Source organism: Schwartzia succinivorans DSM 10502 (assembly GCF_900129225.1).
Taxonomy (GTDB): domain Bacteria; phylum Bacillota; class Negativicutes; order Selenomonadales; family Selenomonadaceae; genus Schwartzia; species Schwartzia succinivorans.
Genome location: NZ_FQUG01000006.1, coordinates 1 through 22,833 on the forward strand (window position 1 = coordinate 1; position 22,833 = coordinate 22,833).

Sequence of the window (22,833 nt, forward strand, 5' to 3'; positions counted from 1 at the left end):
ATTCTGCCTCAATAATTTTAACCTTTTTGCGTTCACACAAATCTCTCAAGATTTTTCCTACATCTTGTTTTAACTGGCGATAAATTGCCTGTCTACGATACTTTGGTGCAAAAACAATATGATATTTGCAACGCCATTTGCTATGTGATAAACTTTTCACGTCGTTCATCGACAAAACCTCCTATACTTTTTCTCCGCGGTTGCCAGACCACGCAGATTGTAGCATAGGAGGTTTTTTACTAAAAGAAATTTTTACTTACCACCAGCATAGCTGGTGGTTTAATATCGCCTATTCGGCTACCAATAAAAAAATCGGGCAGGATTTCTCCTGTCCGATTTCGTTTTTACGCCTTTATCCGATATCAGGCACCTGTAAAGCCCTGAATAAGCTTCAATTTATCCGATCGGGTCCGGTTCGTATGAACCGCTGCGCACTGCCATTTCGCTGCGGCCCTTGAAGATACCGCCGTCGGAAATGTTCAGGCTTCTGACCTTTACATCGCCTATAAGCTGGCCCGTCTCCTGGATGCTGAGGTTGCCGTCAACATCCGCATTGCCGGTGACACTTCCTGCTACCATGAGACTGGCTGCCTTAATATCTCCATTCACAATGCCGGACTCGCCGATAACAGCATCGCCCTCAACAGCGATTCCGCCGTCCACACGACCGTCAACACGTATGTTTCCGCTGCCGGAAATCTGTCCGTTGATTGCGGTATTTCTTCCGATTATCGTTTCGATGTCATCTCTAGGATTGTCCACGCGTCTTTTCATGCTCTCAAACATGGTTTATAACCTCTTTCTTAGAACAAATAGTTCGCAGGATTCACAATCTCGCCGTTAACATGGACCTCATAATGAACATGCGGGCCTGTGCTGAAGCCTGTGCTTCCCATATAGGCTATGACCTGGCCTTTTTTAACAGTCTGGCCTGCCGACACAACGACCTCCTGGGCGTGACCGTAGCGTGTCCAGATGCCGTTGCCGTGGTCAATATCGACCATGTTGCCGTAGCCGCCGGAGTTCCAGCCTGCTTCAGTAACGACACCGTCTGCCGCCGCATAAATCGGCGTGCCGTAGTCGTTGGCAATATCAATGCCTGGGTGGAAATCACTGCCGCCCCAGCGCATACCGAATGGTGAGCTTACATCTCCGGACGACGGCCAGATTGTAGGCGTCGACGCGTTCAGGCGTTCATGGAGCGCCGCAATCTGCTGCTGCTCTGCCAGCGCGGAACGGATAGCCTCGAGATTCGCACGGCTCTTTTCCAGACGCTGCTCAATATTATCCAGTGCCATACGCACATTTTTTACATCAGGCTTTACCCACGGGCCGCCCTGACCGTCATGAGCCGGTTCTGCCGCCTCGACATCAGGAATGGCTCCCGAAATCTGCTGAAGCTCTTTTTCAATCTGATGAATCTGGTCCATCTGGTCCTGAAGGGTATTTGCTTTTTTCGAAAGCTGCGAAAGCTGCTCCTGCTGCATAGTATTTACCTGCTGGAGCTCACTGATTTCACTCTTGTCACTTGCCTTGGAAAAAGCACTGTAGGTAGCGAAGCTTGCAGCACCTACGAAAAGCAGCGCACCTGCTGCCAGAGATGCAAGTCCGTATTTAAACAGACGGCGCGGTACTCTTATACTGTGTACCGTTTCCCCCTGATGGGGAATAATCTTGATCGTATATTCCCGGCGATCCTCCGGTTCAATCTGCCTTGCCAAGAAAAATCCTCCAAACTTACACTAACAACGGGAAATACTCACGGCATTTCCTCTATATTATACTCAAAAGCACACAGCGGTGCAGAATTAATTATATCATATTGCATGCTTCTCGTCACGCTTCTTTATTCCCGTATTCTCCACCCTAAAGTCCTATATTTCCGTTTTATAGGTTAATTTTTCCTAAGTCTCAAATATTCGGGAGCTGCCAGTCAATAGGTGTCTGCCCCGTCCGCTTCAGAAAATCATTCACCTGTGAAAAAGGTCTGCTTCCGAAAAAGCCTGCATAAGCGGACAGCGGACTTGGGTGCGGCGACTCAACAACAAAATGGTTCGGATTTGTTATCATCGCCTTCTTCATGCGGGCAGGACGTCCCCAAAGTATGAACGCCATGGGCTTTTCACGTTCGTTCAGAATGGAAATGATTCTGTCGGTGAATATCTCCCAGCCTTTTCCCTTGTGCGAGTTTGCCTGATGAGCCCGCACTGTCAGCACCGTGTTCAAAAGAAGAACTCCCTGGTCAGCCCACGGCTTCAGGCATCCGTTGTTGGGGATGGTGCAGCCAAGGTCAGTGGAAAGCTCCTTGAAAATATTTATAAGGGACGGCGGAGGCTGTACCCCCGGCTTCACCGAAAAGCTCAGACCGTGTGCCTGCCCCGGCTCGTGGTACGGGTCCTGCCCCAGAATAACCACCTTGGTATCCGCAAGACTCGTGTAGTGAAGCGCGTTGAAAATATCATACATATCAGGGAAAATCTGCCGCGTGCGGTACTCAGTTATCAAAAATTTCCTGAGCTCCCGGTAGTACTGCTGCTCAAGCTCAGGTGCCAGCGGTGTTTTCCAGTCGTTATGAAAAATTTCCATTTTTCCATCTCCCGCATAGAGTTTACCTATATGATACCACCTTCAATCAATATTTGTGCAAAAAACATCCGTACCACTCGGGCACGGATGTTTTTGAGTTATCTGTATTAAACTTTGAACTTATCAACAGCTGATTTAAGCTCGTCAGCCAGCGATGCAAGGCTGCGGCTTGCGGAAGCAACCTCCTGCATGGAAGCGGACTGCTCCTCTGTCGCAGCGGAAACCGTCTGCGCTTCGTCAGAGTTCTTCGTGCTGATATCCTTGATGGAAATCATGGATTTACGCATATCCTCAGTCTGTCCTGCCATTTCACGGACGCTTGTGGATACTTCACTTACGCCGTCTGCAAGAGTCGTGATGGCTCCGCTGATGTTAGCGAATACCTCATCTGCGGACGCAACTGCCTCACGGCCGTTCTTAACGCTGTCTGTACCTGCTTTGCCGGCCTCGACAGCCTTCTGCATATCAATATTATTCTGGGCAACGAGGTCCGCAATCTGTTTGGAGGATTTACCGGATTCCTCAGCCAGCTTTCTGACTTCGTCAGCAACAACCGCAAAGCCGCGGCCATGCTCACCTGCGCGGGCAGCCTCGATGGCAGCGTTGAGCGCAAGAAGATTCGTCTGCTCTGCAATGCTTGTGATGAGCTCGACGATGGAACGGATTTCCTCAGAGCCCTTTGCCAGCTCCTCGATGGATTTCTGAACCGTAGCGGTTGCTTCATTAATAGTATCCATATGCTGGACAACCTGCTGGATAGAAGCACGTCCGCCTGCAACCTGCTCAACAGCAGAATGCGTGTCACGCGCAAGGGAATCCGTGCGGTCTGCAATACCCTCTGCAGCCTCAGCCATGGAAGCTGATACCTTGTTGGCATTCTCCGCATCATGGGACTGCTCAGTAACACCTGCAGCAATCTCCGTAATGGAGCCTGCAACCTGGTTAGCCGCCTCAGCGGACTGATGAGCCGCTGCTGTCAGCTCCTCACTGGAGGAAGCAACGCTCTCGGATTTCTCGTGAATGCCCTTCAAAAGCTTGCGCATTGTACGGCGCATTTCGTTGAAGCCTTCTGCGAGAGCACCGATTTCATCATTGGAGTCAACAACAACACGGTCCTGACGCAGGTCTCCGCCATTGATGATACGACATTCCTCAAGGAGTGCCTTGATCGGGTCGGAGACTCTCTTCGCGAACATGAAGATAACTCCTACAGCGATAAGAATCGTAATAATTGAAATACCCAGCATAGCCTTCAGAAGCATGGTGGATGCCGCCTCAACCTCGCTTACCGGTGCGCATGCGATAGCCACCCATCTGCGGCCTGCATGATGCACAGGTGTCAAAACTGCTTTGTTATGCACGCCCTTGCGTGTCGTATAATAAGTGGAAACAACCTTATCAGTCTCCAGTACCTCCTTGAATCCATCAACAAGACGCTGATCAAGAGGCTGCTCCTTATCAGACTTGGTGAGATCCAGTTTTCCTACGGCCTCAGGAAGCTGCTTATATCCGATGCAGATACCGCTTTCATCTATCACGTAGACATAGCCTGTGTCCATGAACTTGAACTCTCCGACTATATCCGAAAGAGCCTCAAGCTCAATGGTGCCGTAAACAATTCCCGTTGTACGGCCGTTTTCAAGAATCGGATACGAGATAACAGATATGAGTTTTCCAGTCGAACGTGAAACACTGGGGCCTCCCATAACAGGCTTGCCGGTTGACATTACTTTCTGGAAGGATTTACTTGAGGAACGATCTATCTCAAGATTCTTATCGGTGATGGCAGGCCCGGTTGCCGGCTGATACCCGACGAGAGCCAGTCCCTTCTCGTGCTCCCGGGTTTCGGCAAGCGTTGCCACACGCTGTTCCCGTGTACCGTTACGGATTACAGGATGATAGGAAAGATCATTCAGGCGTATTTCCTTTTCCTGAACGATTTTTTCAAGCTCCTTTGCTGCCTGACCGGCAACCGCACGCGCATACTCGTCAGCATTGCTCACGAGAGCGTTGTTTGATACGTAGTAGCTAATACCCGATAAAGCAATAAAGCATATCAAAAACAACGGAAGAAGCACTACCAAAAATTTTGTCCTTATTGATGAAAACATCATATTCCCCTCCTGACAACAACAAGATTTCCATAACTAAATTCTATAATATATCGTTATACCATTCAATATTCGTATCTTATTGTTAATTGTAATTTAAATTGCCTGACATTGAATTAAGCCATATCCAATCTTCATATAATCAAGGCAGCGTTTTTTTAATTCGTAGAAATATGCTTAATATTTCATCGAATAAGGTGCTGGTCCGTCAGTGAAAATACCTCCGCGGAAACTTTGCCTATGGCAAACTTCAATTGAAGGCATTATAATTATTCTGACAATTACTTTCGGAAAGGACTGAACTCCTTGGAAAAGGAAACCATCATCGAAAACCTCCGTGCCCTTTATCACACGAATCCCTTCGTGAGACTGCTGGATATCTTTATTGACGATGCGGGCCCCGGCATAGCAAAGAGCCACATGGTCGTCCGCCCTGAGCTTGTGAACATGGCAGGCTATCTCCACGGAGGCGCTCTCGAAACCCTGGTGGACAATCTCTGCGGAGTCGCGGGACGCACCCTGGGGAAGGATGTAGTCACGCAGAATATCTCCCTCAGCTACATAAAAAATATAAAGGAAGGCGATACCGCTCACGCGGAGGTGCATGTGCTCCACAGCGGAAGCCACACACTGGTGATGAAATTTGATGCCGTCTCCGACAGCGGCGCGCTCCTCTGCGAAGGAACTGCCACAATGTTTGTCATGCGCACGGACGAGAATTTCACCAACATCTGGGATGAAGGGAGCAGCAGCATTGGATAAAGAAACCTGCCTCAGCATAATACAGGACATTTTCAGCACGAACGAATTCGTGAAGCACTGCGGCATCATAATCGATGATGTGGAATGCGGCGTTTCGCATCTGCACATGGATATAAAAAGCGACATCCATACGAATCTCACAGGCTATGTTCACGGCGGCGCCCTGAACACCCTGGCGAACACCGCCGTGGGAGTCGCCTGCTGCACAGTAGGCGCGCGGACAGTCACCCTGAACATCACAACGGATTTCATATCCAACCTTCAGGCGGGACATACCGCATGGGCTGAATCCCGGGTGAAGCACCGGGGCCACTCCACTATAGTGCTCACCTGCGACATATTCGAAAAAATGCCCGACGGCACAAAGCGTCCCCTGACACACTCCATCGCGTCAATGTACGTCAAAGCCGACGACGACCGCGTACCGAAAAAATGGTAATCAAAAAGCTCTGCTCCCATAATATCCGGGCACAGAGCTTTTATTTATTTGATTATTCGTTACATCTGCGTTACAATTTACATACATAATAGTCGTGAAAGGATGTACCATCATGGAAAAGACCGCAACACTAAATCTTCGACTTAATAGTGATGTCAAAAGAAACGCAGAGGCCGTCCTGTCCTCTCTTGGACTCTCCATGTCCGCTGCAATTACAATTTATTTGAAACAAATAGCGTTGCATGGAGGAATTCCTTTTGACCTGAAGCTTCCAAAAGGACCAAATTCACTCAATACTGACCTCATGTCCGCAGAAGAAATCCGCTCCTTCATTGACAAGGGATTAGATGATATCGACAAAGGCAAGGTTGTTAAAGCAAAAAAATTCTTCGCAGATTTCAGGAGCACACACGCAAATGACTGAATATGAGGTAAACTTATCCGAACAAGCCGCAAAAGACATGTCCGATATATACGATTACATAGCAACGTCCATAGGCATGCCGCAAACCGCAATGGAACAGTTCAATCGTATTGCCGATGCCATCGAAACCCTTTCGCAGTTTCCTGAAAGAATTAAGGTAATGCATGATCCGAAGCGTCCGACCATACAATTTCGACAGTTGTTTGTAGACAATTTTTCAATAATATTCGTCATCAGTGACAAGACTGTGAATGTTCTCCGAGTTGCATATTCTCCATCTAACATTGCAGCGAAACTCGAAAACATCTGAAGCAAATTCAAAAGGCATAAAAGGGTTGTGAAAAAATGCAAAAAAGCCTTCTCCTTTAGGAGAAGGTGGCTGCGAAGCAGTCGGATGAGGTGCTCCCCAAAGTGCCCACTATGTTGATAGTGGCAAGCCTTTGTGTACCTCCTCCACCGCTGACGCGGTCCCAGCCAATATGCCACAGGCATATTGACACCCCTAAAGGGGAAGGCCAAGAAAGAGCATTTTTCACAGCCCTTTATTTCAATTTAGATATATCCAATCCTTCGAGTCCGTCCAGCAGCTCGGCCATCTTTTTTATGATTTCCGCAACGCTTCCCTTTTCACGGCCTTCCACGTTCATCGGCATAAGGGGATCGTGGAGCGACATACGGAGAAGTGCCCAGCCCTGTGGGAATATCAGGCGTACACCCTCATAGGACGGTGATGCGATGCCGATTCCTGCGGCCTTTGCGCGCTTTTCAAGCTCCACAAGAACCACGTCTCCTGCCGCGTGTGCGTCCTCTGCCGTGACAGGCAGGCGGATTTCCTTGCTCTCGGCAGGCTCCCTGAGTGTCGCAACAAGAGAGCCCAAATCCTTTCCTTCATTATGAAGCTTTGCAGCCGCAATCAGAAGTTTAACAGCCAGGAACGCCCCGTCATCGAGATAATAGTTTTCGCTCAGGGCCCCGTGTCCCGAGGTCTCGATAGCGAGAGGAGAAACAACCCCTTCCTTATCAAGACGGATGCTCTCGTTGATTACATTCTTATATCCGCGCTGGAAGCGGTGATGCTTAAGACCCAGCTCCTTTTCCAGGAACACCGTAAGCTCGTCGGAAGTCACGGAGTCGGTGACAATAGTGCTGCCCGGATAATCCGGCGCAAGGATTGCCGCCATCATGGCGATAAGAGCGTTACGGCAGATTTCCCGTCCGTCGGAAAGCACCGCGCTCATGCGGTCAACGTCAGTATCAAAGATAAGTCCCAAGTCAGCCCTGTTTTTGCGAACCGCAGACTGTATAGCCTCCATAGCCTCTTTGTTCTCAGGATTCGGGATGTGGTTCGGGAAATGTCCGTCCGGCTCAAGGAACTGGCTGCCCGAAATATCCGCTCCCAGAGGCTCAAGCACCTCTGTAGCGAAAAATCCGCCTGCGCCGTTTCCGGCATCCACAATAATATGCATACCCTTGAGGGGCTGGGAATCTTCACCTATGCCGTCGCGGATTTTATCCCTGAGGAATCTTGCGTAGCGTGTAATAAGCGCGCAGGGATGCGCTCCACGGTCAGTAGACTGGGGAAGAATAGTTACCGCACTCGTCAAAAGCTCCTTGATGTCCGCCTTCTCAAGACCGCCATCCTTCGTGAAAAACTTCATTCCGTTGCGGTTAAAGGGAAGATGGCTTGCCGTCAGCATGATGGAGCCGTCAGCCTGCGTTTCCTCGAATATTATGGACATGAACATGGCAGGCGTGGACGCAAGACCGCAGTCAAGAGCGCGTGCCCCTGTGGCAGCGATTGCCTGCAGCGCCTCATAACGGAGAGAATCAGCCGTAATGCGGGAATCATTTCCAACAGCAACAGTAAGCTCACGGGCAGGCTTTCCCGTGCGTTTCTCAAGCCACTGCACAAAAGAACCTGCAATGCGGTTTACCACATCAGGCGTAAGATTTACATTTTCTCCCTCTACACCCTCCATGGCCACGCCACGGACATCGCTTCCGTTTTGAAGCTTTAACAACATTTTTTCATCAACCATTCAATTCTCTCCTTATTCAAACTATCTGAGAAAATTATCCCTTAACCTGCTTCGGATACTGCAGATCAAGATCCGATACAGGAATACACAGCGGCTCCTTGCCTCCGTTCAAAAGCTTCGCATTGAGATAAACCTCCGCTGCTTCCTCCACGTACGCGGCCTTCAAAAGTGCCTCGTCAAGAGACTCCCTGTCCACCGTCAGGACCCCGTGTGCCGCCATCAAAAGCGCATCCGCACGGCGAAGCGGCGCCCGCACTGCCTCAGCCAGTGCCTCAGAACCCTGCCGTCCGTACTCAGCGACGGGAATCACCCCGTCAGTAAGGCCGAGATGCCCCATCTCCGCCATTATGCAGGGGATAGGCTGGCGAAGCACCGCAAAAACCAGCGCAAATTTGGAATGAGTATGCACGATGGCCGTGATATCAGGTCTCTCATCATACGCCGCGATGTGCATGAGCGCCTCACTGGTTGGCTTCAGCCCTGAAAGAGACTCCACAACCCGGGCATCCATATCCATGACCACCACATCATCAGGGCGCATAGTCTGCCTGTCCACCCCTGTAGGAGTCATGCAGATAAGACCTGTCTCCTTGTCCCTCATGCTGAAATTTCCCGAACGATGCCGGCAAAGCCCCATATTCTCGGCCGCCCTTGCCGTGCACACGACTTCCTTTTTCAATCCTTCAAGCAATGCGGAACACTTCCTTTCATATAAATATAATATCACACCTGTGCGATAGACAAAAGAAAAGAATATGTGTGGTGGATATCACACGAACCCCACAGAACCAAAAACACCCCGCAAATTGAGCGGGGTGCTTTGTGTGTTTCATGCCTTGTATGTTATTTCTCGAAGAATTCTTCCTCTGCGGCGATGCAGAGCATGTGGTATACAGGCAGATGATATTCCTGTATTTTATAGGTTTCATTTGAGGGAACGCGGATGCAGATATCTGCGAAATCCTTCAGCTTTCCGCCGGATTCTCCCGTCAGCGCGATGGTTTTCATGCCCTTCGCCCTGGCCATCTCGCAGGCATAGACAACATTTTTCGAGTTGCCTGAGGTGGAGATTGCTATGAGCACATCACCTTTTTTCCCGAGGCCCAGCACCTGCTGTGCCATGCAGAGGTCAGGGGCCTGGTCGTTTGCGAAGGCGGTATTGATTGCCACCTGGTCTACCAGTGAAATCGCGGAAAGCGTACCCTGCAGGTTCTTTATGAGGTATTCCGCGTCAGGACAGTCTTCACGGAGCGCCTTCTGCATTTCTTCATCCAGTGGACGTTTTTTTAGGAAGCCCTTCATGAGCTCTCCGACGATATGCTCGGCATCCGCCGCGCTGCCGCCGTTGCCGCAGGTCAGTATTTTCCCGTCTGCCCTGTAGCATTCCACGATTGCCGCAACTGCCGCATCCATATCTGCCCTGCAGCTTTCGAGAGCAGGATACCTCTCTATAAGCTCTCCGACTGTGTTCCTGGTTGTTTCCTTCATATCTCTGCTCCCCTTATCTATCAGTGACGGCGATACCAGTCCGCGGTACGCTTCGGGTCATAGTCGGCTCCGCCTGCGTCACGCTTCGGCGGACGGATGTCGGGGATTTCGTCGTCTCCCCAGTCCGTGCCGGAACTGTAGGACCTGTCATAGTTATTGGAGAAATCCGCCCTGTTTGCATGGTACGGATCACTTGTCTCGCTTGCTCCGCGTCTCCCGAAAAGACGGCGGAACGCCCATATCGCAACGCTGATAATGGCGCCGTAGAGAAGGATGTTAAAGAGGATTCCGAGAATAGTGGAAAAGCCTCCCATTGTTCCGAAGCCCAGCAGATTGCTGAGAAGGCTTCCAAGCATCATGCCGCCTGCAAAAATTCCTATGCCACGGAGTATTCCGCCGAAACCGCCTGAAGTATTTCTGTTCGTAGAGGTCTGGGGTTTTGCCGGTGACTGTGCCGGCTTCGTTGTTGAATTCTTCTGCGTTGAATTTTTCGGCGCAGATGGTTTAGGCGACGACGGTCTCGAGGTCGACGGACGGGACGGCGACGAACGGAAGGAGCCGCCCTTTGCCGCGTACGCAACGGATGGATTTACCGCTGCGGTTTCAACAGTTCCAATCAATACGAATGCGGTAAATACCGCACACAAAAAAGCACTAAATTTTTTCAAGGTCATTAAAGGTCATTCCTCCGAGTCTGTCTTGATATCCTCAGGGAAAGCATAAATTTCGCTGAGTGTGTCCAGCTCTCCCGTGAGATAGCGATCGATGTCCTCTACATCTATCGTAAAATTGCAGGAAACATCGAGATATCTTTCTCCGTTTCCCGAAGCCTCCCGCAGCTTGCGTCTCAGCGCCTCACATTCCGTGCGGGTGGCATGAATGTCCAGTTTTATTACAGGAACGCCGTATTCCTTCAGCACTTCCTGCATTGTCATACGCTCTGACATTTGTCTGCCTCCAAAACTTTTATTTTTCCTATTTTCGTACAGTAATCTGAAAAAATACAGAAAAAAAACTATTTTTTTCCTTTTGGATTAGGCAGCTGACACAGCATGACGGAAAAAGCCCCGGCTATTCATCAGCGCGTTGTATTTCTTTGTCTAAAATCCGCTGCAAAGTACGGATAGTATGCAGATGTGTCTCGTAATCCAAATCGTTTGAGTCTATTTCAAGTCTTTTTTTCAGCGCGTCCACCTGCGCCTGCAGACGCGCGCGCTGTTCGGCGGTCATTGCCATATATTTTCACCCCGCATATATTTTACAATATTTCCCGAACTTTCCAACCCTGTATACCGCAAAACCTTTTGCGCGGTTGAAAAAAACCTTCAATTATGGTTTACTTAGTAATGTAGCATTTTTACAGGAGTGTGTTTTTCATGGAATATATTTTACTCGTCGTTCTTCTTGGTCTTTTGGGACTTTTCCTCAGCGAGATGTACCGCCAGGTCACGAAGCTCAACACTGTGCGCCGTCTCATTGATACCTACGAGCATGACACGGAAAACCCGAAGGTCATCGACGAAATGTATGCCTTCTGCCTGAAGGACAGAAAGCTCAAGAAGGTCATGGCAAAGTACAATCCGACGAAAAAGGATTTCGATATGATATATCATAAGCTTTTGATGTACGGAAATTTCCGCAAAATCAACCGCTTCGTGCCGATTTCATCCTTCTTCGCGGTATATACGCTGGATTATCTGCTGAAAAACAAGGATTTGGACGCATACACACTGACAAAGCGTACAATGAACTTCTTTAATATCTGAAAAGGCGTAAAAAAAGCGCGGTGCCCCTCAGAGCATCGCGCTTTTTTCATTTGTCGCCGAACACCCCGAACAGGGGTGTTTCTCCGTACAGCAGCTTTTCTTTTTCGTCCCACAGTGTCGCGGTGAGGTCCTTCACCGCGTGGGCGTTTCTAAAGCCTGTCATACGCAGAGCTTCCACGTCCCAATAGGGGCGCTTGACTCCGCTCAGGGGAAGCTCCCGCGCATCAAAGGGCTCGCTTATCGGTGTATCACTTTCGAAATCTGCTCCGTAAATACGTATGCATTCCTTGTGACGGCGGTTGTTTTCCCGGTCAAGCGCTTCATCATAAAGACACAGCTGCCAGTTGGCATCAAAAAGCAGCACACGCCCCAGCGGACGAAGCACACGGTACACATCAGCGTACACCTTCCGCGGGTCTGAAAGCGTCCATGTGACATTCCGACTGAGCACGGCATCAAAGGAGTCGTCAGAAAAATCCATGTCCGATACGTCCATCACCTTAAATGTGATTTTGTCCGACAGTCCCGCGCTTTCCGCGTTTTTGCGCGCACGGGAAAGCATTCCCTCTGAGCAGTCAATGGCCGTGACCTTATAGCCCATATCAGCCAGAATGATGCTGAAAAATCCCGGGCCGCAGCCGAAATCAAGCACCTCACAGGCGTTTTTCGGCATCTGCTTTTTCAAAAGCTCCTGCCACGCGCTCACGCGAAAGCTCGAAAGCTCGTCCTCGATGATTTTTCCATAGTTGTCCGCGTCCTCTGACCAGTAACGCGCCATTTTTTCAATATCCATTAACCGCTCTCCCTTTATGTCTTTCAACCTCACCCCTCAAAGCCTTCTTCAAAAAGGGCTGCCTCCAGAAGCTCCCGTGCCGCCGAGGACTTAGGATGTGAGGTTATATCCACTGTACTTCCTGCTTCCACGATTTTTCCTTTTTCCATGACAGCGACAGAGTCTGCCACGTCGTTAAGAAGTGCCAGGTCATGGGTGATGAAGATGCAGGTCATGCCTTTTTCTATTAGGCTTCTTATCAGCGCCGTGATTTCACGCTGTATGGTGACGTCCAGTGCGCTGGTGATTTCATCGCATATCAGCAGCTTCGGATTGAGGGCAAGCGCTCTTGCGATTGCGGCTCTTTGACATTCGCCGCCGCTGACCTCATGGGGATAGCGCTCCGCGTAGTCAGTGTCAAGCCCTACCTCTCTCAAAAGCTGTGCCGTGCGCTCGCGGCAGTCACCTTCAGAAACGCCATGCCTTCTCAACGGCTCGGATATGCTCCAGCCCAGAAGCCGCCGCGGATTAAAGGAGCTTTCGGGCTGCTGGAAAATCATCTGCAGTCCGTCGTAGACATGCCGCAGTCCGTTTCCCTTAAGCTCTGTGATATCACTGCCGTCAAAAAGGATTTTTCCACCGTCAGCTTCCGTGAGCCGCGAGGCAATCCTTGCAAGGGTGCTCTTTCCGCAGCCGCTCTGTCCTACGAGGCCCAGGCATTTTCCTTCCTCTACTGAAACCGTCACATTATCAAGGACGCGCACAGGCTTTCCGTCCTTTTGAAAGCTCTTTACTATATCATGAAGCTCCAAAAGTGCCATCAGCCCACCGCCTTTCCTCTAGGGACACAGGGTACCGCGTCAATAAGGCATCTGGTGTAGGCTTCCTGCGGATTAAGGAAAATCTGCTCCGCTGTGCCGTACTCCACGGCATGTCCCTTTTTCATCACCAGCACCTTGTCCGCCATGGCCCGCGCCACTCCCATGTGATGGGTGACGAGAAGAATCGCCGAGCGCTCTTTTTTCCTGATTTTCAAAAGCTCCCGTACCACCTTCATCTGGGTAACGGTATCAAGCGCAGAGGTTGGCTCATCGGCAAGGAGAAGCTCAGGAGAAAGCATCATGGCAGAGAGGATTCCCGCACGCTGTCCCATGCCTCCCGAAAGAGAAAATGGATAGGCATCCCATACCGAATGCTCAAGCCCTATTGCGTCCATAAGCTCCTCGGCACGGGCGCGTATCTGCTCCCTGCTCCAGTCCTCATGGGCACGGATGCTCTCCGTAATCTGCGTTCCGATACGGCGTATCGGGCAGAAGGACGCCCCGGCATTCTGGAATATCATAGCCATGCCGCGTCCGTTAAGCCCGCGCCTCTCCCTGTCCGAAAGAGACAAAAGCTCCCTTCCGCGGAGGCGTATGCTTCCATATACTTCGGCTTCCTTTCCCAAAAGTCCGATAACTGCCTTCAGGACAGTGCTCTTGCCGCTGCCGGATTCACCGACAATGGCAAGCACCTCAGAGGGCTTCATGGAAAAGGAAATCCCATCCACAGCCATCTTATTTCTATAGGAAACTTTTAAATTTTCAACCTCAAGAAGATTTCCTTCTGCTTCTGTCATTCCTTATCAAGCTCCGATGTGATTTCGTAATAGTCCGAAGGATGTGCCGTGAGGCCCTTTATTCCCTTTTTCATTATGAGACTCATGCGAAGATGGGAGGCGTAGATGTACGCGCAGTCGTCGAGGGCCAGCTGCTCCATGCGGATAGCCAGCTTCGCTCTTGCCTCGGCACCGAAGGCGTTGTGCAGCTCACGTCCGAGAGCGTCCATGGTGGGGTTGCTGTAGAAGCCGTAGTTATAGGACGCGCCCGTAAGGTAATGAGTAGAGAGATAATATTCAGGGTCTCCTGTAGGCGCGGTTACGAAGGCGTTTGCAAACATGTCGTACTCACCGTTTTTGCGGAAGCTCTTGTAGTTATCCGTTACGTTGACATTTAGCTTTACGCCGATTTTCTTCAGGCTTGCCTGTGCTGACTCCGCGAGAAGCGGCAGCTCCTGACGGGACGGATAGGAAAGGTAGCGCAGCTCAAGGTTTTTGCCATTCTTGTCCACGTAACCGTCACCGTCCGTATCCTGATAGCCTGCTTCCTTCAGGAGTGCCTTTGCCCCCTCCAGGTCATAGGCAGATGCCGTGACAGCCTTTCCGCCGAAGGTCATGCTGTCTGGATACGGACCAACTGCAGGAGCGCCGTTGCCCTTCAGCAGCACCTTCGTAAAGCCTTCCTTGTCGATTGCCATGGAGATTGCCTTGCGGACCTTGACATCCTGCAGCTCAGGAGTCTTGAAATTGAAGTCGATTTCAAAGACACGGGAGGTGTTCGCCTGACTCTTTGTGAATTTCGCCGTGTCGTTGAAAAGCTCATGACTTGCATAGGGAAGTCCCTGTGCCGCGTCAATTTCGCCGTTCTGCAGCGCCATGGTAAGCGTGTCACCGTCCAGGATTCCCTTGACAACGATTTTATCCAGCTTCGGTTTTACCGCGCCCCAGTATTTGTCATTTTTCTTCAGCACGATTTCGTTATCCGTAACGGAGACAGCCACATACGGGCCTGTACCCACAACGATACGGTCCTTTTCACCGGCCTCCACGTCGATGATGCAGCCGTACGGGTCAGAAAGGTAATTCAAAAGCGCGGGAGTCTTTTCCTTGCTCTTTATAGTTACCGACTGTCCCTCTGCGGTGATGGATTCGATTTTCAGGTCTCCCGGCGCACGGTCATGATTTTTTATAAGAGCCTCAAGGCATGCCTTGACAGCCTCGCCTGTGACCTTCTTACCGTTGGAGAATGTGATATTGTCCTTCAGATTGATTTTCACAGTGTTGTCGTCAATCTGCTGATAATCCTTTGCCAGCCACGGCTCAAGCTCCAGGTTATCCTTGAAGCGGAACAGCGTCTCACCGATACCGTAGCGTATGGTCGTCCAGCCCACATAGGAATTATGCGGATTTGTTCCCGCGTTTTCGTTGGACGCGCTGTACGCTGTCGTGCCGTAGGTGAATACCTTTTCCTTGGACGCCTGCTGCTTCTCTCCGCCGCCGCAGCCTGCCAGGAGAACAGCTCCACCCAGTGCCAGCGCTGCAAGGACTGCAGCCTTCTTCGAATTCATCATAATCTTCTCTCCTTTATGTTATTTTGGATCAAACACATCACGAAGCTTGTCGCCAAGCATATTGAAAACCGCCACGGACACGAAAATAGCCATGCCCGGAGCAAGGATAACCCACGGAGCCGTCTGAATCATGCTCCTGCCGTTCGACATCATGGCGCCCCACTCTGCCGCAGGAGGCATTGCGCCAAGGCCCAGGAAGGAAAGCCCTGCCAGCTCCATGATGATAGTACCGAGATTAAGCGCCGCCGTCACGAGTATGGGCCCTGCGATATTCCCCAGTACATGGTCGAAAAGAATCTCCCTGTCGCTGCTGCCGCTCATCCGCGCCGCCTCAAGATAAGGCATGGAGCGAATGGTAAGCACGAGCCCTCTTGCAAGACGCGCGTATTTCGGCCAGCTTATGAGAATCAGCGCCATTGCAGCGCCTGCGATGCCTCCGCCTATGACACTTGCCGCCGCAATGGCAAAAACCATTTCAGGAAAAGCAAGAAACACATCGGAAAGGCGCATGACGATAGTATCAAGCCGTCCTCCGCGAAGACCGCAGAGAGCACCAACAACGCTGCCGAAAACCGTCGTCGCGACAAGAAGCAGCAGCGAGGAGCATATAGTAATCTGCGAGCCTACAATGACACGGGACAGCACATCGCGTCCGTACCGGTCCGTGCCCAAAAGATTCACGCTGTCAGGCGGACGAAGAGCCAGGGATAAATCCTGCGCATAGGGATCCATGGGTGCCAGATACGGCGCAAAGACCGCCAGCAAAATTATGAGTCCTGCCGCCAAAGCGTAAGGGAAAAGCCCACGATATCTTCCCATTACCCATCCCCCCTTCCGAGCCGCACCCGCGGGTCAAGGAAATGGTAGAGGATATCCGCCAAAAGATTTACCATGACAAAAATAAACGCCATCCACACCACATAGGTCTGTATCAGAGGATAATCACGCGACAGAATCGCTTCCACCGCAAGCTTTCCAACGCCGTCCCACATGAAAATTGTTTCAACTATGGCTGCACCGCCAAGGAGCGAGCCGACGGAAAGGGCAAGAAGCGTTACAAGCGTTACCAGGGAAGATTTCAGTACACTCTTTACAAGAATCACGGCCTCGGATACGCCGCGGGACCGCGCCCCGGCAACATAATCCTTCCCCAGCTCCTCAAGAACAACCGCGCGAATCTGACGCGTATACTTCGCTCCCATGGAAACGGCGAGAGTCATCGCAGGCATGAGAACACTCCTCCAGTCGGCGGAGCTTCCCATAACAGGAAGAAGATGCAGCTTCACCGCAAGAAAATAAATCAAAAGCAGCGCCACGAAAAAATTCGGCATGGAGTTTCCCACGAAGCTCAAAAAACGGATAACCCTGTCAACAGCGCTTCCCTTCATCACCGCCGAGATAATGCCGAGAGGCAGAGCAAAAACAAGTGTCATAAGAATAGATACCAGCATCAGCTCCACAGTGGCAGGCAGCTTCGTCATAATACTTTCCAAGACAGGCCTTCCAGAGATATATGATTTCCCCATATCCCCTGTCACGATACCGCCAAGCCAGCTTCCATACTGAACAAGGAACGGCTTATCAAGTCCCAGTTCCGCGCGCCTTGCCGCCTTGACCTCCTCGGATACGGCGCCGTTTTTATCATAAAACACATCCACCGCGTCATCATTCGTCAGGCGCATAAGCCCGAAGCTCAGGAGCGTGATACCCAGAAGAATCGGAATCAGGTGCAGCAGCCGCTTCACTATATATTTTTTCACACTATACCCCCCTAGGTATATTGAAGTTGTTATATTTATAGCACAAATTCATTATAAAATCCAATAAAAAAATTTTAAGCCCCCTATGCGGATAGTAAATCCCTATGGGGGGCTTAAAAATTTTACTGAACTTCTCTACAATATTAATTAATAAAATGAAATGAGGCTTTCTTATGAATAAAAATAATTTATCAAAAGTGCAGCAGGAAACCTTTGACCCTGCCATACTGAACGACATTGAAGGCTACTGGAACGAACGCAGCAAGACCTTCAGCGAAACACGTAAAAAGGAAATGTCAGGTCCCGGCGGCGCCGCATGGCTGAAGCTTTTGTCGGAACATCTGCCGACGGGCAGAACCCTCAAGGTACTGGATATCGGCACAGGCGCGGGCTTCTTCGCGATTCTTCTCGCAAAGCTGGGCCATGACGTGACAGGTATCGACATGTCCGCAGACATGCTTCATCAGGCAAAGCTCAACACAGTTGCTCTCGGCGTCCGCGCGAAATTCCAAAAGATGAACGCCCAGGAAACGGACTTTGACGACAACACCTTTGATGCCATCATCAGCCGCAACCTCACGTGGACTCTCCCCGATGCAATGGAAGCCTACCACGAGTGGCACAGAATCCTGAAGCCCGGCGGACTTCTCATGAACTTCGACGGTGACTACGGCAAGGCTGACTTCACGCGCCACGACGATAAGGAAAACGTCCACGCCAATATCCGTCAGGAGCTTGTAGACACCTGCAACCGCATCAAAAACTCCCTGCGCATCAGCACCCACCGCCGCCCCGCGTGGGATATCGAGGTGCTGAAAAATCTCGGCATGCAGGTGGAATATGAAGAAGATATATCCCCCATTGTCTATAACGACCCTGAAATGCACTACGACGGCATACCCCTCTTTGCCATCTACGCAGTAAAATAAGCTGTTATTGGTACTTTCGCAATTAAAAAACTCTCGCAACTTGCAAAAGATTTCTTTTTAACTGCCATTGACTACAGTCATCAAAAAATTTATACTTTAAGTGCTTGTTTGAAGGATATTCGTATCCTTAAATTTAATCCCCCTGCGTGTTGGTAGCACCAGGGGGATTTCTTATTCCTCGAAGAGAAATTCACGGATTAATGCACGAAAGGACTTCCCATTTAGAAACGGCATTTCAAGTAAGTCCTTAAAATTTTCATTTGAAATAACTTCCTTGAAAGCCGGTTGTGTGACAATAGCGTACCTATGTCCAATACGGGTTACCATATACTCCTGCCCGTCATACCAAAATAATGTTTCAACTGTCAGCGGTGGATTATCCTCCCGTTCTGGCCATTCGTCCCAGCTTTGCCATTTTATATATTCATCCATTGTTATTCGAATTACGTGCTTTCCATTGGGCCCACGCATAATCTCTCCTCTCCCTCCACACATCACTGATAAGACTTGCAAGCTTCTTTTCCTTAACCGTCAGTTTTGATGCACCTTTTGGGGAATCGTTTTCGTTGTGCTCATATCCGTGATGAATATGCGGCATCATTCCCGCATGTCCATGCTGAAGGTCAATCTGCTTTTCCTTCTTATTTGACTTGTCGTAATATGAAATATACTTCGGCTCCCCCGTAACTCTATCAAGCGTCACGTACACTCTGTTATTTGTCATGGTTTCTTTGGGAGCTTTCGTATTCCCGTTATTAACAACCACAAATTTTATGTTTCCATATGTAAGCAGCGATGAATACTCTGACCCATATCTTTTTCCCTGTACACTCACACCGGAGCTGCTTCCTCTTCCACCCATTACCTACCCACCTTTCCGAAGGCAGGATAATCTACGGCGATTATATTCCCTTCCATTTCCTCAAATGGTCTGCCAACGCAAAGAATCGCTTCTGGCTCAATTCTTCGAAGCATTTCTCTATATCCGGCCAAAAATTCCTCCTTTGCGTGCTTACATCCTATCATTCCTATTGCAACGGTTGACCCCTTTTCTACTGCATCAAAGCAAAAATCATAAGACGCCTTCGTGCTCCAGCCAATTGTCGGAATAACTTTAACTCCCTGACTTTGCCAAAACGCACCGCACCATCTGCTGTGACCAACACTCTCTATCTGACGCCAATAATTCATGTCTGCGTAAGCAGAGAAATCCGGAGTGCACGCAAACATGTATTGTGAAACCTTTTCCAAAAATTTCTCCGGATTATTATAGGCTGCTAAAAATTTATAGTCATCTACAAAAAAATGCAGTCCCTTTTTCCTGTTTTCCTCGCTATCATTATATTTTGCGTCAGTTGCGGAAATGAGCCTAATTTTGAACAAATCAACGTCCTGTTTCCTTATACGCGGAAATTGGAATTTCCCCTCTGTTTCAAATTCATTTCGAAGGAACAGAGGATTACTACGGTAATCTTTTGATTTCATATTTATTTTCCTCACTTTCTTACGTGAGGATACGAAACTCAACTGCTTGTTTGAAGAATATCCGTATCCTCAAATTTGTTGAATAAACCCTGCTATTGGTAGTAGCGAAGTTTATCTATGCCCAGGTATTGCCGTATTTCAACCCCCTTTCTCCGTAGCTTTACACACCAAACAAATAAATCACATAGCCGCTCACCTCCTAATCAATTTCTTATTATTCCCAACAAATCATAGTAGTAAAATGTCCTGTTTCTCTGTTTGCCATTTGTATATAAGATTTTGTTCTCCAGAAGGATATTTAGGAATCTGTTCAATGTAGCCGTTGGCATCTTCAGCATATTGGAAAGCTGTTTCACAGTCGTAACGGGGCATTTGTAAAGTGAGGTTATCACTTGAACAATATTAGGAGAATTAGATTTTTCCATCGCTAAGCTCAAGTGCTTTTCATACAGATTATTTATTTCTGAAATAATCATTATGTACTTGTCGCACTGCTTGGCTACCGTCTCTAGGAAAAACTTAATCCACTCGTTCCAATCATTATTTGTTCTTATATTCGTGAGCAATGTATAGTATTTGTGTTTGTCGTGTTCCAATGCCTCACTGATAAAAAAGCACGGCAAATCTATCTGCTTCTTATAGAACAAATACATCGGAATAAGCATTCTGCCTACACGCCCGTTACCGTCCATGAAAGGATGTATCGTTTCAAACTGCGCGTGTATAATCGCAGTACGTACTAACGGTCTGTACGAATCATTAGGGTTATTCATATATTCAATTAAATTCGCCATCAGCTCATGAACTTCTTCCGCAGCCGGCGGAATAAACGTAATTGTATGCACGGGATCATTTTTCCCTATATAATTTTGCTTCACTCTATACTTTCCAATAAGCTCTGGTTTTCTTACATTTCCACGCATCAATGCTATATGCATCTCATAGAAAAAATCGTCAGTGAATTTTTCTCTCGCAAGTATCCTATACCCCAATGTCGTTGCATAATGATAATTCAACACTTCATTCAGATTTTGATCATTTGTTTTTTCTTCCGTCTGATATGTGAGCACACCGTCCAAAGTTGCCTGAGTTCCTTCAATTGCAGAGGATGCTAATGCCTCCTTCTGCTGCAGCGTTGGCATAAACCACTCACTACCAAGTTTGCTGTCATGAATTTTTTCCTTATATACTTCCAGTTTAGCTGTAGCATCAATTAATTCTTCCACAAAATACGAATAATCTATTACTCCGCTAGGCAAAGGCAATTTACTTGCTTTGTAAGACTCATTCATCAGCATTAACCCTCCTTTCAACTCGATTATACCAGAATAAGAATCATTTTTCAAGATTTTTGATTCTTATTTTCTTATAGCTATCTTTTTTATTCATTTTTCCTTTTATCGTTATCATGTAAAATCATACTAATTTGCAAAACTCGCTAAAATTCAAGCAAACAGAAACATTAGAATGATTCTTGCTCTCGTAAATGAGTCTAACTTGAAATGCACTACGACGGCATACCCCTCTTTGCCATCTATGCAGTAAAATAAACTCTTATCCCTTCCCCCGGCAGACTAAAACTCGTCCTGTCGGGGACTTTTTTACCTTTTATTTATTTTTCACTTATCGTACAATAAAAAAAACGATACATGTGTATAAGGAACTATTTATTTATTATTTTTTCAGGGAGGGAAAAATAATGATGATCGAAAAGGATTCCGCAGGTTCCATGAGTTCCATGCTGTCAGCAGGCTACAACATAGGAAAATACACGGGGACACTGGCAGAAAAGCTTCAGAAGGCGCGCGTGGATGAGCGTCAGGAGATGGAGCGGGCAGTCCACAACATCCAAAATCCTGCGGGGCAGGGAAACAAGCTTGAGCACCCTGTGGGCATTGGAGGAAAGCTGGAAAATATTTCCCCTTCGATGACAGGAAAGCTTGATACCGAGCACACATGGGACAAGCAGCCCTATGCCGTAGAAATCAGCGTTCAGGGACGTGAAATGCAAAAGCAGTCAAACCCTGATATCAGCAAAGAGGGCCTGGAAATACTGAAGAGAGTAAACCCCAATATCAGCGAGGACGCGATTAAGAATCCTGCCGGGCTGCCTGATATAACATCGGTTGACTCTGCCCACTACCGCTGGACCAAGGAAGACGGTATCGTTGAAAAAATGACCGTGGAGGAAGAAATCGAAATGAGAAAGGCGACTGCCGCCACCGCCATTCATAACAACCTCAGCGGACACATAAGCGACATCATAGGGCAAATCCTGAAACCCTACGATACATACGAGGAAGCGGCATACGAGCTTTACATTAAGGGGCAGGATAATACATGGCTAGGCACGGATGATGAGCTTCGCGTCACATGGTATCTCAGGAACAGCGAAGGCAATCTCCCCGGACGTTTCGGTCAGTTCGCAAACGCTCTTAACAACTACCTTGATGTCTTTGGAAAGGATGCCGAGTATTTCACCAAGCTCGACGAAGCGCTGAGCAAGCTGGAGGACGGCGACAACGCTCTTGTTGCTGAAATGCGCAAGATGATTGCCCAGGTGCAGAGCGGAAACAGAATAAACACCAACAGCGAAGAGTTTAACGAAGATGTCAAAACAGCCGTAGCCAAGGTCTACAGGCAGGACGAAGAAGAAATGGACGCCAAGCCCAACAAGAAAAAGGACGCGGTGCAGGCGCAGGGAAAAAACGGACTTTCCTTTGACGAACTGAGAATGATGTCCTTGGAAGAGGACAAGGAAACCCTTGATAAAATGATGGGCAGGGATAGCGAAGATTCCTCCAAAAAAGACCTCAGCTCCCTTCTCGACAAAAACAAAAAGACAGATGAAACTGACGGTACAAAGGAACGCATCCGCCAGCTGAACAAGGATTTGCTGAAGGACGCAGAAAAAGAAGGCTCGGACCCCCTCATACCGACAGGAAAGGATGCTGAGGAAAAAGAAAAACACCCTATCGACCCTGCCGAACAGAAAAAGCAGGAATCAATAGCTGCTTCATGGAAAAAAATCCGAGATGAATACGGCTGGGGCCCGAAGCCCGGTACGCTGTCTATGGATGAATGATAAAAAAACGCCGACAATC

28 protein-coding genes are annotated in these 22,833 nt (G+C 48.9%); 7 read left to right on the plus strand and 21 right to left on the minus strand.

Going from position 1 to position 22,833, the window contains the following annotated elements:
* From tnpA to BUA83_RS08010, 5 genes are all read right to left on the minus strand, one after another.
* A partial coding sequence (gene tnpA / locus BUA83_RS07990; RefSeq protein WP_144340504.1) for an IS200/IS605 family transposase occupies positions 1-169 on the minus strand: 169 nt, incomplete at its 3' end.
* Positions 170-396: 227 nt separating this feature from the next.
* Positions 397-786, minus strand: a complete 390-nt coding sequence (locus BUA83_RS07995) for a bactofilin family protein (protein ID WP_072935725.1) — start codon at positions 784-786, stop codon at positions 397-399.
* Between the two features lie 17 nt (positions 787-803).
* Positions 804-1,721: a M23 family metallopeptidase gene (locus BUA83_RS08000; RefSeq protein ID WP_072935726.1), complete on the minus strand. Its 918-nt coding sequence runs from the start codon at positions 1,719-1,721 to the stop codon at positions 804-806.
* A gap of 190 nt (positions 1,722-1,911) precedes the next feature.
* On the minus strand, positions 1,912-2,586 hold the full coding sequence (locus BUA83_RS08005) for a uracil-DNA glycosylase (RefSeq protein ID WP_072935727.1): 675 nt from the start codon (positions 2,584-2,586) through the stop codon (positions 1,912-1,914).
* A 107-nt stretch (positions 2,587-2,693) separates the two neighbouring features.
* On the minus strand, positions 2,694-4,700 hold the full coding sequence (locus BUA83_RS08010; RefSeq protein WP_072935728.1) for a methyl-accepting chemotaxis protein: 2,007 nt from the start codon (positions 4,698-4,700) through the stop codon (positions 2,694-2,696).
* A 303-nt stretch (positions 4,701-5,003) separates the two neighbouring features.
* Between BUA83_RS08010 and BUA83_RS08015 the strand changes: the two genes are divergently transcribed.
* From BUA83_RS08015 to BUA83_RS08030, 4 genes are all read left to right on the plus strand, one after another.
* On the plus strand, positions 5,004-5,459 hold the full coding sequence (locus tag BUA83_RS08015; protein ID WP_072935729.1) for a PaaI family thioesterase: 456 nt from the start codon (positions 5,004-5,006) through the stop codon (positions 5,457-5,459).
* A complete protein-coding gene (locus BUA83_RS08020) occupies positions 5,452-5,898 on the plus strand; it encodes a PaaI family thioesterase (protein ID WP_072935730.1) in 447 nt (148 codons plus the stop codon). Before BUA83_RS08015 ends, BUA83_RS08020 begins: the two co-directional genes overlap by 8 nt.
* A gap of 112 nt (positions 5,899-6,010) precedes the next feature.
* Entirely contained in the window at positions 6,011-6,322 is a 312-nt protein-coding gene (locus tag BUA83_RS08025; protein WP_072935731.1) for a type II toxin-antitoxin system RelB/DinJ family antitoxin, read from the plus strand.
* Entirely contained in the window at positions 6,315-6,632 is a 318-nt protein-coding gene (locus BUA83_RS08030) for a type II toxin-antitoxin system RelE/ParE family toxin (RefSeq protein ID WP_072935732.1), read from the plus strand. Before BUA83_RS08025 ends, BUA83_RS08030 begins: the two co-directional genes overlap by 8 nt.
* 232 nt (positions 6,633-6,864) lie before the next feature.
* On the opposite strand, the gene BUA83_RS08035 is transcribed toward BUA83_RS08030, so the two are convergent.
* The 6 genes from BUA83_RS08035 to BUA83_RS08060 form a co-directional block, all read right to left on the minus strand.
* Entirely contained in the window at positions 6,865-8,361 is a 1,497-nt protein-coding gene (locus BUA83_RS08035) for a phosphohexomutase domain-containing protein (protein WP_094756552.1), read from the minus strand.
* Positions 8,362-8,395: 34 nt separating this feature from the next.
* A complete protein-coding gene (locus BUA83_RS08040; RefSeq protein ID WP_072935733.1) occupies positions 8,396-9,052 on the minus strand; it encodes a class II aldolase/adducin family protein in 657 nt (218 codons plus the stop codon).
* 152 nt (positions 9,053-9,204) lie between these two features.
* The gene (locus tag BUA83_RS08045) at positions 9,205-9,849 is read right to left on the minus strand and encodes a D-sedoheptulose-7-phosphate isomerase (protein WP_072935734.1); all 645 of its coding nucleotides are present in this window, start codon (positions 9,847-9,849) and stop codon (positions 9,205-9,207) included.
* Between the two features lie 20 nt (positions 9,850-9,869).
* Entirely contained in the window at positions 9,870-10,523 is a 654-nt protein-coding gene (locus tag BUA83_RS08050; RefSeq protein WP_072935735.1) for a hypothetical protein, read from the minus strand.
* Between the two features lie 6 nt (positions 10,524-10,529).
* Positions 10,530-10,796: a hypothetical protein gene (locus BUA83_RS08055; protein ID WP_072935736.1), complete on the minus strand. Its 267-nt coding sequence runs from the start codon at positions 10,794-10,796 to the stop codon at positions 10,530-10,532.
* A 124-nt stretch (positions 10,797-10,920) separates the two neighbouring features.
* A complete protein-coding gene (locus BUA83_RS08060) occupies positions 10,921-11,085 on the minus strand; it encodes an aminoglycoside phosphotransferase (protein ID WP_072935737.1) in 165 nt (54 codons plus the stop codon).
* 140 nt (positions 11,086-11,225) lie between these two features.
* Here BUA83_RS08060 and BUA83_RS08065 point away from each other — a divergent pair, with 140 nt between their 5' ends.
* Complete coding sequence (locus BUA83_RS08065; protein ID WP_072935738.1) at positions 11,226-11,615, plus strand: hypothetical protein; 390 nt, start codon at positions 11,226-11,228, stop codon at positions 11,613-11,615.
* 46 nt (positions 11,616-11,661) lie between these two features.
* Here the strand turns inward: BUA83_RS08065 and BUA83_RS08070 are convergent, their stop codons facing one another.
* The 6 genes from BUA83_RS08070 to nikB are packed head-to-tail and all read right to left on the minus strand — an operon-like array spanning position 11,662 to position 17,315.
* Positions 11,662-12,408 (minus strand): class I SAM-dependent methyltransferase, encoded by a 747-nt coding sequence (locus BUA83_RS08070; protein WP_072935739.1) that lies wholly within the window; start codon positions 12,406-12,408, stop codon positions 11,662-11,664.
* A gap of 29 nt (positions 12,409-12,437) precedes the next feature.
* Positions 12,438-13,208 (minus strand): ABC transporter ATP-binding protein, encoded by a 771-nt coding sequence (locus BUA83_RS08075; RefSeq protein ID WP_072935740.1) that lies wholly within the window; start codon positions 13,206-13,208, stop codon positions 12,438-12,440.
* Complete coding sequence (locus tag BUA83_RS08080; RefSeq protein ID WP_072935741.1) at positions 13,208-14,005, minus strand: ABC transporter ATP-binding protein; 798 nt, start codon at positions 14,003-14,005, stop codon at positions 13,208-13,210. Before BUA83_RS08080 ends, BUA83_RS08075 begins: the two co-directional genes overlap by 1 nt.
* Complete coding sequence (locus BUA83_RS08085) at positions 14,002-15,555, minus strand: ABC transporter substrate-binding protein (RefSeq protein ID WP_072935742.1); 1,554 nt, start codon at positions 15,553-15,555, stop codon at positions 14,002-14,004. The genes BUA83_RS08080 and BUA83_RS08085 overlap by 4 nt, the downstream gene beginning before the upstream one ends.
* 18 nt (positions 15,556-15,573) lie before the next feature.
* A complete protein-coding gene (locus BUA83_RS08090) occupies positions 15,574-16,374 on the minus strand; it encodes an ABC transporter permease (protein WP_072935743.1) in 801 nt (266 codons plus the stop codon).
* Positions 16,374-17,315 (minus strand): nickel ABC transporter permease, encoded by a 942-nt coding sequence (gene nikB, locus BUA83_RS08095; RefSeq protein ID WP_072935744.1) that lies wholly within the window; start codon positions 17,313-17,315, stop codon positions 16,374-16,376. The genes BUA83_RS08090 and nikB overlap by 1 nt, the downstream gene beginning before the upstream one ends.
* A gap of 173 nt (positions 17,316-17,488) precedes the next feature.
* On the opposite strand from nikB, the gene BUA83_RS08100 reads away from it, so the two are divergent.
* Positions 17,489-18,244 carry a class I SAM-dependent methyltransferase gene (locus BUA83_RS08100; protein WP_072935745.1) on the plus strand — a complete coding sequence of 252 codons (756 nt, stop codon included), beginning with the start codon at positions 17,489-17,491 and terminating at the stop codon, positions 18,242-18,244.
* A gap of 171 nt (positions 18,245-18,415) precedes the next feature.
* Here the strand turns inward: BUA83_RS08100 and BUA83_RS08105 are convergent, their stop codons facing one another.
* The 4 genes from BUA83_RS08105 to BUA83_RS08120 form a co-directional block, all read right to left on the minus strand.
* Positions 18,416-18,676: a hypothetical protein gene (locus BUA83_RS08105; RefSeq protein WP_072935746.1), complete on the minus strand. Its 261-nt coding sequence runs from the start codon at positions 18,674-18,676 to the stop codon at positions 18,416-18,418.
* The gene (locus tag BUA83_RS08110) at positions 18,669-19,106 is read right to left on the minus strand and encodes a hypothetical protein (RefSeq protein ID WP_072935747.1); all 438 of its coding nucleotides are present in this window, start codon (positions 19,104-19,106) and stop codon (positions 18,669-18,671) included. The genes BUA83_RS08105 and BUA83_RS08110 overlap by 8 nt, the downstream gene beginning before the upstream one ends.
* Positions 19,106-19,729 carry a DUF4417 domain-containing protein gene (locus tag BUA83_RS08115; protein ID WP_072935748.1) on the minus strand — a complete coding sequence of 208 codons (624 nt, stop codon included), beginning with the start codon at positions 19,727-19,729 and terminating at the stop codon, positions 19,106-19,108. Before BUA83_RS08115 ends, BUA83_RS08110 begins: the two co-directional genes overlap by 1 nt.
* Before the next feature lie 203 nt (positions 19,730-19,932).
* Positions 19,933-21,027 carry a Fic family protein gene (locus BUA83_RS08120; RefSeq protein ID WP_094756554.1) on the minus strand — a complete coding sequence of 365 codons (1,095 nt, stop codon included), beginning with the start codon at positions 21,025-21,027 and terminating at the stop codon, positions 19,933-19,935.
* Positions 21,028-21,428: 401 nt separating this feature from the next.
* Here BUA83_RS08120 and BUA83_RS08125 point away from each other — a divergent pair, with 401 nt between their 5' ends.
* The gene (locus BUA83_RS08125) at positions 21,429-22,814 is read left to right on the plus strand and encodes a hypothetical protein (RefSeq protein ID WP_072935750.1); all 1,386 of its coding nucleotides are present in this window, start codon (positions 21,429-21,431) and stop codon (positions 22,812-22,814) included.
* Positions 22,815-22,833: the final 19 nt, after the last annotated feature.